The sequence below is a fragment of the Shewanella sp. genome (genome assembly GCF_041630135.1).
Taxonomy (GTDB): domain Bacteria; phylum Pseudomonadota; class Gammaproteobacteria; order Enterobacterales; family Shewanellaceae; genus Shewanella.
Map to the genome: position 1 here is coordinate 1 of NZ_JBFKLW010000096.1, position 9,672 is coordinate 9,672.

The 9,672-nt window shown below is 51.5% G+C and carries 9 protein-coding genes; 7 read left to right on the forward strand and 2 right to left on the reverse strand.

Features of this window, described 5'->3' with window-relative positions:
- Positions 1-61 precede the first annotated feature (61 nt).
- Entirely contained in the window at positions 62-856 is a 795-nt protein-coding gene (locus tag ABYK60_RS17700; RefSeq protein ID WP_372873325.1) for an alpha/beta fold hydrolase, read from the reverse strand.
- 292 nt (positions 857-1,148) lie between these two features.
- On the opposite strand from ABYK60_RS17700, the gene seqA reads away from it, so the two are divergent.
- Together seqA and pgm are read left to right on the forward strand one after the other, a co-directional pair.
- Positions 1,149-1,763, forward strand: a complete 615-nt coding sequence (seqA, locus tag ABYK60_RS17705) for a replication initiation negative regulator SeqA (protein ID WP_372873333.1) — start codon at positions 1,149-1,151, stop codon at positions 1,761-1,763.
- A 47-nt stretch (positions 1,764-1,810) separates the two neighbouring features.
- On the forward strand, positions 1,811-3,472 hold the full coding sequence (gene pgm / locus ABYK60_RS17710) for a phosphoglucomutase (alpha-D-glucose-1,6-bisphosphate-dependent) (protein ID WP_372873326.1): 1,662 nt from the start codon (positions 1,811-1,813) through the stop codon (positions 3,470-3,472).
- A 77-nt stretch (positions 3,473-3,549) separates the two neighbouring features.
- Here pgm and msrA read toward each other — a convergent pair whose 3' ends face one another.
- On the reverse strand, positions 3,550-4,044 hold the full coding sequence (msrA, locus tag ABYK60_RS17715) for a peptide-methionine (S)-S-oxide reductase MsrA (RefSeq protein WP_372873327.1): 495 nt from the start codon (positions 4,042-4,044) through the stop codon (positions 3,550-3,552).
- A gap of 243 nt (positions 4,045-4,287) precedes the next feature.
- Between msrA and astE the strand changes: the two genes are divergently transcribed.
- From astE to nadA, 5 genes are all read left to right on the forward strand, one after another.
- Positions 4,288-5,334 (forward strand): succinylglutamate desuccinylase, encoded by a 1,047-nt coding sequence (astE, locus tag ABYK60_RS17720; RefSeq protein WP_372873328.1) that lies wholly within the window; start codon positions 4,288-4,290, stop codon positions 5,332-5,334.
- A gap of 152 nt (positions 5,335-5,486) precedes the next feature.
- Entirely contained in the window at positions 5,487-6,665 is a 1,179-nt protein-coding gene (locus ABYK60_RS17725; protein WP_372873329.1) for a thiamine pyrophosphate-dependent dehydrogenase E1 component subunit alpha, read from the forward strand.
- A 3-nt stretch (positions 6,666-6,668) separates the two neighbouring features.
- Positions 6,669-7,646: an alpha-ketoacid dehydrogenase subunit beta gene (locus tag ABYK60_RS17730; protein ID WP_372873330.1), complete on the forward strand. Its 978-nt coding sequence runs from the start codon at positions 6,669-6,671 to the stop codon at positions 7,644-7,646.
- Positions 7,647-7,655: 9 nt separating this feature from the next.
- Positions 7,656-9,236, forward strand: a complete 1,581-nt coding sequence (locus ABYK60_RS17735) for a dihydrolipoyllysine-residue acetyltransferase (protein WP_372873331.1) — start codon at positions 7,656-7,658, stop codon at positions 9,234-9,236.
- 158 nt (positions 9,237-9,394) lie between these two features.
- A partial coding sequence (gene nadA, locus ABYK60_RS17740; RefSeq protein WP_372873332.1) for a quinolinate synthase NadA occupies positions 9,395-9,672 on the forward strand: 278 nt, incomplete at its 3' end.

Consider the following 9,672-nt stretch of genomic DNA (forward strand, 5'->3'; position numbering starts at 1 on the left):
AAACCCGGTCTTGAAAAGGAGGCGCGAATATACCACATCATATTAGCGCCTGCTATAGCCTTTACCGCCCAGTCTCGGAGGCTTGATTGTCAAGGAAGTTTTTCACCAGGCGATTAAATATCGCTGGCTTCTGGGCGTGTAGCCAATGGCCGGCACCACCAATTGACTTGAGTTGAACGTTGGGAAATTGCGCTAAAATGGATTCTCTGTGTTGCTCGGTGACATAGTCCGATTCATCTCCGCGAATAAACAAGGTCTCACCGTTAAAATGTTTTCCCTCATAGGGCCAACCGATGATGGCGTCATATGCGTTGATGATGCCTGCTAAATTCATGCGCCAGTAAAAGCCTTCATCGCCACGTCTTAAGCTTTTTAATAAAAATTGTGCTGTACCTTCATCAACGCCGTAACCAAGGATGTGGTCAAGTGCTGCTTTTCGGTCAACGCTGCCATCCAGTGGCAACGAGGTCAGGGCTTTGAAAACGGTTTGATGGCGGGGCTGGTAGGCTGCAGGGGCTATATCGGCAGCAACGACGGAACTTACCCGGTCCGGGTGGCTCAGGGCGGTTGCCATAACAATTTTGCCCCCCATCGAGTGGCCAATCAGATGCGCTTTGTCAATATCAAGCTCGTTCATCAGTGATATCAGTGCAGACGTAAAGGAGGGATAATCCATATGATCCCAATGTGGGCTTTGGCCGTGGTTGGGCACATCGATACGTATGATCTGATAATGCTCTTCAAGTGTTTGGGCTAATCCCTTGAGATTGTCCAAATCCCCAAAGAGACCATGAACCAGAATGACTTTTTCACCCTGACCCTGGGTGGCGTAGTTGAGTAGATGTTTGGTTGTCATTGCAGTGCTACCCATTAGCGGTTTAAGGCTGAAGGAATGGTGGGCAATTTTGCCTGCTGATGTCAGTGGGTGCAAGGTGAGGGCGTTATCTCTTTTGAAATCGATTTTCTCCCTCAATTAGAGGCTAATTTTTGTCCGTTCAAACCAAAGTGCAACCCTGTTTGTATTTGATAGGCGCTCTTTTCATTTTGGAGTGCTTTATCAATCTGTTGGACTGGCTTACACTGAGCTTTCTTCGGCGAGTCGGCTTCATATAAAAGCCGCCAGAGAAAACAAAAGGACAGTATTGGTGATGAAATATATTGAAGTGGATGAAGAACTCTATCGCTACATAGCCGGCAAAACCGAACGTATTGGTGAGAGTGCCTCCGACATTTTAAGGCGTCTGTTGGGATTGTCGGTCGCCGAAATCACCGATACAGCACCTGTTGCCATCAGTGAACCGAGCATGGAAACGCCATCGGCGGAGTCTGCAGCAGAGAGTGAAACTGAAGCTTACTCTGTTGACATCGGAACCGTTTCTTCTGTTGCCCTTAGCGATGCCGAAATTGTTGCTGCAGACGAGATTGACTTTACCAACCTGCTCAGTGAATCCAATCTGGATGCCCAAAAAGGTGCCGTTGGCCGCTTCCTCTACGCGCTCGAGTGTTTGCATGCCGCTGCGCCGAACCGTTTTAAGCAAGTGTTACAAATCCAGGGCCGGGATAGACTCTATTTTGCTACCTCAAAAGAAGCGCTGCTCAAAGCCAGTAAATCGGCCAACCCGAAGGAAATTGGTTGTAGTGGTTTTTGGGTAACTACCAACAACAACACAGCGAAAAAGCGCACCATTCTTGAAGAAGCGTTGACGCAACTGGGGTGTGACCCCGTGCGAGCCAAATCACTTGGCGCACTGGCACTGACCTGAAGCACAGCGGCCTTTTATAATCAAATCTGAATAAAGGATTTCACGTCTTGGCTATCCATGACCGTGCGGGTCTGCCCGCCCAGCAAGGGGATCTGGTCAACATTCCCAAACTGATGAGCCGTTACTATCGTTTGGTGCCGGATGCAAACAGTCCGGCCGAAAAGGTCAGTTTCGGTACTTCAGGGCATAGAGGGTGCGCATTTCACAAGAGCTTCAATGAACAGCATATTCTGGCAATTGCCCAGGCTGTGGTGGACTGGCGCAATCAGGCCGGTATTACCGGTGCCATGTATTTGGGTAAGGATACTCATGCATTGTCAGAGGCGGCCTATCTATCAGTTATTGAAGTACTGGTTGCCAACCACATTTGTGTTATTGCTCATGAAAAAGATGGCTACACACCTACACCTGTGGTCAGCCACGCTATTGTCAGCAGTAATCGCAGCCATAACGGGCGTACAACAGACTTATATGACGGCATCATTATTACACCGTCCCATAATCCACCTCAGGATGGCGGAATTAAATACAATCCACCCCATGGTGGCCCGGCAGAAGGTGAGATCACCGGCTGGATAGAAAAGCGCGCCAATCATTATCTGCTTCACGGCCTCGATGGGGTAAAACGGGTCAATTATGGCATTGCCCAAACCTTGCCATTTTTAAAGCACAAAGATTTGATATCACCTTACGTAAATGATCTTTCCCTCGTGGTGGATATGGCAGCGATTGCCAAGGCCGGAGTGCGTATAGGAGTCGACCCACTTGGTGGCAGTGGTATCCATTACTGGCAGCCGATTGCCAAGCAGTACGGTTTGGATATTACCCTGGTCAATAACAGTGTGGATCCCGGTTTTGGTTTTATGACGCTGGACAAAGACGGCAAGATCCGCATGGATTGTTCATCGCCCCATGCAATGGCCGGTCTTTTGGTTCACAAAGATAAATTCGATATTTGTGTAGGTAACGATCCTGATTACGACCGCCATGGCATTGTGTGCCCCGGCACAGGGCTGATGGATCCCAACCACTATCTGGCGGTAGCCATAGACTACCTCCTTGGTCACCGGCCGCAGTGGGCTAAAACTCTGGCAGTGGGTAAGACGCTTGTTTCAAGTTCACTGATAGACAAGGTGTGCGTTGCCCATCAGGTGCCCTTGATGGAAGTGCCTGTTGGCTTTAAGTGGTTTGTCGACGGGCTTGCCGATGGCAGTGTTTGCTTTGGTGGTGAAGAAAGTGCCGGCGCAGCCTTCCTGAAAATGGATGGCAGTACCTGGTGTACAGATAAAGACGGTTTTATTCTGGCGCTGCTGGCGGCAGAAATCCTCGCAGTAACCGGTAAAACGCCTGCCCAGCGCTACGAAGAGCTTGTTGCCGAACACGGCCGTTGTTTCTACAAGCGTATCGACAGCCCGCTGAACCCCAAAATGAAAGCCAAGTTCGGTGCGCTGAATGCGCAAACCCTTGATGCGACCTCCGTCGCAGGCGATGCCATTACCTCAGTCCTGACCAAGGCGCCTGGTAACGGCGCTGCTATTGGCGGCATCAAAGTATCTACCGACAAAGGTTGGTTTGCCGCGCGCCCATCGGGCACAGAGCCCTTGTTTAAGCTTTACGCAGAAAGCTTTGTCAGCGACGCCCATCTGGGTGAACTTATCGCCGATGCACAAGCTATTCTCGGGGCTGCACTTAAGGCCATTAAAGTCTGAATGGCTTAGTTCATAATAGAAAAACGCGCCCCATGGCGCGTTTTTTATTTTTGGATGCACATTGGGTCTGCATCGGCTCAGTATTCGATATGGCAGCTGGGCAAGTTGTTCTTCTCAAGATAATTCTGGTGATATTCCTCGGCCGCATGGAAGCTTTGCAGTGGCACGATTTCGGTCACTATGTGGCGGGTGCCCCAACGGCCGGAGCGGGCTAGGGCGAGTTTTGAAACTTCTGCCTGTTCTTTTTGGGTTTTGTCGTGGAAGAAGATGGTGCTGCGGTATTGGCTACCTATGTCGCCGCCCTGTTGATTAAGACTGGTAGGGTTGTGGTTCTTCCAAAACACCTGCAGTAAATCGTTAAAGCTCACCTGGTTTGGGTCAAACTCAACCTGTACCACTTCGGCATGACCTGTGATGCCTTTCTTTACATCTTCATAGCGGGAGTATTTGTCGTTACCGCCCATGTAACCACAGGTGGCGTTGATCACGCCCGGGATCTGCCTGAAAAAATACTCTACACCCCAAAAACAGCCGGCACCGAAGGTGGCAAATGATGAACTGGATTGTGACATGGAAACCTCTGTGGATGTCTGGACGGCTAAATTGTGATGAAACTTTATTGTAAATGCAAGAGGGTAAGACAGCTTTGTTATCGGGTCCTGGGTCGGTATGGCTAAATGATTGAGAACAGCCTTACATAGCTGTGGTAGAATTGCCGCAAAAAAATGCATGGCCAGCAGGATTGCCTACAGCGAGACGATTTCGACCAATCGGCAGTTCTCAGCGAGTAAAGCCTCAGAGAAAGGAGACCCCAAGTGCTTAACCTATTGCAAGGCAGCAAAGATTTTTTGCATCTCACCCTGTCCAACCCTGAACATTTAGATCCCATTGCCCCACAGTTAATTCATGGCCACACTCATGTGAGTTTGTGGGATACGGGTGCGCTGGTATTTGAACCAGCCTCAGGCGGTAGCCACAAAGACATAGTGCTTTCAAGCGGAGTACACGGTAACGAAACAGCGCCTATCGAGCTTTGTAACAGCCTTATTCAGGATTTGCTGGAAGGGCGTTTGCAGGTAAAAGAGCGGGTATTGTTCCTCATTGGCAACCCCGCGGCCATTAACAATGGTACCCGCATTGTTGATGAAAATATGAACCGGCTGTTCAGCGGTGAACACAGCCGCGGACCCGGGCTTAATAACCCTGAGCGCGTTCGTGCCAAGAAGCTTGAGGCCTATGTCACCCGTTTCTTTAATGAAGGTGCGGCAATTGGCGCTGGCAGGCAGCGTATTCATTACGATTTGCATACAGCCATACGTGGTTCAAAGCACGAAAAGTTTGCTATTTACCCTTACCGCCCCGGCCGTGCGTTCAGTGGTGAGCAGATTATGTTCCTTGCCGCCAGCGGTGTTGATACCGTGCTTTTCCACCATGAACCCACCACCACCTTCAGTTATTTCTCATCCGAGTTGTTCCGCGCCGATGCTTTCACAATTGAGCTTGGCAAGGTGTACCCCATGGGGCAGAACGACATGAGCAAGTTCGCCAGCACCCGCGAGATGTTCAAGCGTCTTATTTGTGGTGAATCTCTCGGTCTTGGACCATTCGATGCAACTCAGGTGAACCTTTATCAGGTATGTCGTGTCATTAATAAGGCCGCGGAAGATTTTGAATTCACGTTCAGCACAGATGTGGAGAACTTTACGTCATTTCCCAGTGGCCATGTGATAGCCCGCGAGGGGGGGAAGGATATTCTGATTGAACAGGAAACTGAGGCGGTCGTATTCCCCAATGCCAAAGTACCTGTTGGCCAGCGTACTGTCATCATGCTTGTCCCGGCAGAAAATCCGCACGTGGAGTAAGGCTGTAAAGCAATTAGTACATGCAAACGGGGGAAACTTATCCGCTGTCATGGTGTAATGATTGTAAGGTAGTTTACGTTAACGTAATGTTCATCCCGCGTTTTACATACAGGCCTGCCGTGGGTGGGCCTCAATGATAACAAGAGCAGAATATGAGCAACGCATCAACAAACCAAGAGACAGTGCACAAGGTCTCCTTCCTTGACAGGGAGTCACTGCACATCCCCATTCTCAAGATCCTTCAGGCCGACGGTACACCTTACGAGGAAGCCGTTCTGCCACAAATCGATGAATCCCTTGCCAGGCGTATCTATGACGCGTGTGTGTTTACCCGGGTGCTGGATGAGCGCATGTTGGGCGCCCAGCGTCAGGGTCGAATCAGTTTTTACATGACCTGTACCGGTGAAGAGGCCGCTATCCTCGGCAGTGCTGCTGCTTTGGATGATAAAGACGTTATCCTAGCGCAATATCGCGAGCACGCGGCCCTGCGTTATCGCGGTTTCACCACCGAACAGTTTATGAACCAGATGTTCAGTAACGAAAAAGATCTCGGTAAAGGCCGCCAGATGCCGATCCACTACGGCGCGGCTGCACTGCATTATCAAACCATTTCATCGCCACTGGGCACGCAAATTCCTCAGGCCACCGGTGTAGGTTACAGCCTGAAGATGAAAGGTGAGCGCAACGTCGCTATTTGCTACTTTGGTGAAGGTGCTGCCTCTGAAGGGGATTTCCACGCAGGTATGAACATGGCTGCTGTGCTTAAGTCTCCGGTTATTTTCTTTTGCCGTAACAACGGCTACGCCATTTCCACCCCTACAGAAGAGCAATTTGCCGGCAATGGCATTGCCAGCCGCGGTGTAGGCTACGGCATGCACACCATTCGCGTAGATGGTAACGACATGCTGGCGGTTCTGGCTGCCACTCAGCAGGCCCGTGCTTATGCGCTGGAGCATAATGCACCAGTGCTGATTGAGGCCATGACATATCGCCTTGGTGCCCATTCCTCATCGGACGATCCATCTGGCTATCGCTCCAAGGAAGAAGAGGCCAAGTGGCGTGAGCACGACCCGGTGAAACGCTTCAAGCTGTGGCTGATCAATAAGGGCTGGCTTGCTGAAGCGGACGATGAAGTTCTGTACGAGCGTTACCGTGAAGAAGTACTGGCCGCAGTGAAAGTGGCTGAGAAGGTTCCGGCACCCCGCATCGAGGAAATCATTGAGGATGTTTACGATGAGCCAACGCCACAGCTGAAAAAACAGCTGGAGTCACTTAAGGCCCACGTGAAGAAATATCCGCAAGCTTATCCAAAAACCGCAGGGAGACTCTAAGCCGTGGCTGAAATGAATATGTTGCAAGCCATCAACAGTGCTCTGCGCATTGCGATGGAAAAAGATCCCACCATGTTGGTGTTTGGTGAGGACGTGGGCCACTTTGGCGGTGTGTTTCGTGCCACCTCCGGCCTGCAGGACACCTTTGGTAAGGGGCGCTGCTTTAATACCCCGCTGACCGAGCAGGGCATTGCCGGTTTTGCCAACGGTCTGGCCTCCAACGGCACCACAGCTGTTGCCGAAATCCAGTTTGCCGATTATATCTTCCCGGCGTTCGACCAGATTGTGAACGAGAGCGCCAAATTCCGTTATCGCTCAGGTAACGAGTTTAATGTTGGCGGTTTGGTGTATCGCACCCCTTATGGTGGCGGCATTGCCGGTGGCCATTATCACTCACAGTCGCCTGAAGCTTACTTCACCCAAACGCCGGGTCTGAAGGTGGTTGTGCCACGTAATGCCCATCAGGCAAAAGGCCTGCTGCTGGCGTCAATTCGTGATAAGAATCCTGTGGTGTTCTTTGAGCCCAAGCGTCTGTACCGTGCCAGCGTAGGTGAAGTGCCGGAAGGTGACTACGAGCTGCCACTGGGTAAAGCTGAGGTGGTGAAAGAGGGTAAAGACATCACATTGCTCGCCTGGGGCGCGCAGATGGAAATCGTCGAAAAAGCTGCTGAAATGGCTGAAAAAGAGGGTATTTCCTGTGAAATAATCGACCTTCGTACTTTGGCGCCATGGGATGTAGACACAGTGGCTGAGTCAGTCAGAAAGACAGGTCGTTTACTGATTAACCACGAAGCACCGCTCACCGGTGGCTTTGCCGGTGAAATTGCCGCGACCATTCAGGAAGAGTGCTTTCTGTATCTGGAGTCGCCGATTGCCCGTGTTTGTGGTTTGGATACCCCGTATCCGCTTATCCACGAAAAAGAATACATGCCGGATGCGCTCAAGACCTTTGAAGCCATCAAGGCCAGCGTCAATTTCTAGGAGCCCGGTATGATTAAAGATTTTATTTTGCCGGACATCGGTGAAGGCGTGGTTGAATGTGAGCTGGTTGAATGGCTGGTGAAAGAAGGCGACCATATCGCAGAAGATCAGCCCATTTGTGACGTAATGACCGATAAAGCCCTGGTGCAGATCCCAGCCCCTTTTGCCGGTGTTGTAAGCAAGCTCTATTACGCCAAGGGCGAAATCGCCAAGGTGCATGCGCCTTTGTATGCCGTTGAGATTGAAGGCGAGGGCGATGCCGCTGCTCCAGCGGCGCCTGTCGCTCCTGTTCCTGTGGAGGCTGTAAGCGTTGCATCGGTACCAGCCAGCCTTGGCAAGCATATTGAAGACTTCCTGCTGCCGGATATTGGTGAAGGTATTGTGGAGTGCGAGCTGGTCGAGTGGCTGGTGAACGAAGGCGATATGGTTGAGGAAGATCAACCCATCGCCGATGTTATGACTGACAAGGCGCTGGTACAAATCCCCGCCCTGAAGGCGGGCAAAATTGTTACTTTGCACTACCGTAAAGGACAACTCGCCAAGGTACATGCGCCGCTCTACGCCATTGAAGTGGACGCTGAGCACCCTGTTGCCCTTCAAGCTGCGCCTGCCCCCACCGTAGGTGGTGCAGCCTGCGTAAGCGCCAGTCAGGCTGACAAGCCAATGGCAGTCAGCGGTAACGGTAAGGCACTGGCAAGTCCGGCGGTTCGTCGTATGGCCCGAAGTCTGGATGTGGATTTGTCGCAGGTACCCGGCAGCGGTAAGCATGGCCGTGTGTATAAGGAAGATATCGAGCGTTATCTGAAAGGTGGTGCTGTTTCGGCTGCTCAAGCGGCTGCTCCTCAGACACAGGTAGTGCAAGCAGCCCCTGTACAACCTTCAGCAGGTGACAGAGTAGAGCCAATCCGCGGCGTAAAAGCAGCAATGGCGCGGCAGATGATGGACTCAGTGTCCAGCATTCCACACTTTACCTATTGTGAAGAAATTGATTTGACTGCGCTGGTTGCCCTGCGCGAACGCATGAAGGCCAAGTACAGCAGTGATGACCTAAAGCTGACCATGATGCCGTTCTTTATGAAGTCGCTGTCACTGGCATTAACCGAGTTCCCGGTGGTCAACAGCCAGGTGAATGCCGATTGCACTGAGCTGACCTACAAGGCAAGCCATAACATAGGTATGGCGGTGGACTCCAAAGTGGGCCTGCTGGTGCCAAACGTGAAAGATGTGCAGAGCAAGTCGATTCTGGATGTGGCTCGTGAAATCACCCGCCTGACCGACGCGGCACGCAGTGGCCGTGTTACTCCTGCGGATCTTAAAGGTGGCACTATTTCTATCTCCAACATCGGCGCCCTTGGCGGTACTGTGGCAACCCCAATCATCAATAAGCCGGAAGTGGCGATTGTGGCATTGGGTAAGTTGCAGACACTGCCACGCTTTGCTGAAGACGGCAGCGTGCAGGCCCGTAAGATTATGCAGGTAAGCTGGAGTGGCGATCACCGGGTTATCGATGGCGGCACCATTGCCCGTTTCTGTAACCTGTGGAAGCAGTACCTGGAGCAGCCGGAAGACATGTTGTTGGCCATGCGCTAATCGGAAATCTTTAAAAGAGCGCCTGCGGGCGCTTTTTTTGTATTCGTGGTTCTCAGCGAAGCATTCACAATTTGCGCCAGCCTATTGGCCAAAACACCTTAATCTTTTGTCTGGCTTTACGTATAATGCGCCCAAAGTGTTATGTTGTCGGAATTACCATGAGTCAGCAAGCCCCCATTCTGGAACCTATTCAGTATCCGTTTCCCGCCAAACCCATCCCGCTTTCGGATGCGCAAAAGGTGGAATACAAAGAAAAAATCAAGGCGCTTTTGAAAGCTCGTGATGCTGTGCTGGTAGCGCACTACTACACAGATCCCGAAATCCAGGCGCTGGCGGAACAAACCGGCGGCTGCGTGTCTGACTCGCTTGAAATGGCCCGCTTTGGCCGTGACCACCCCGCGCAAACCCTTATCGTTGCCGGTGTGAAGTTCATGGG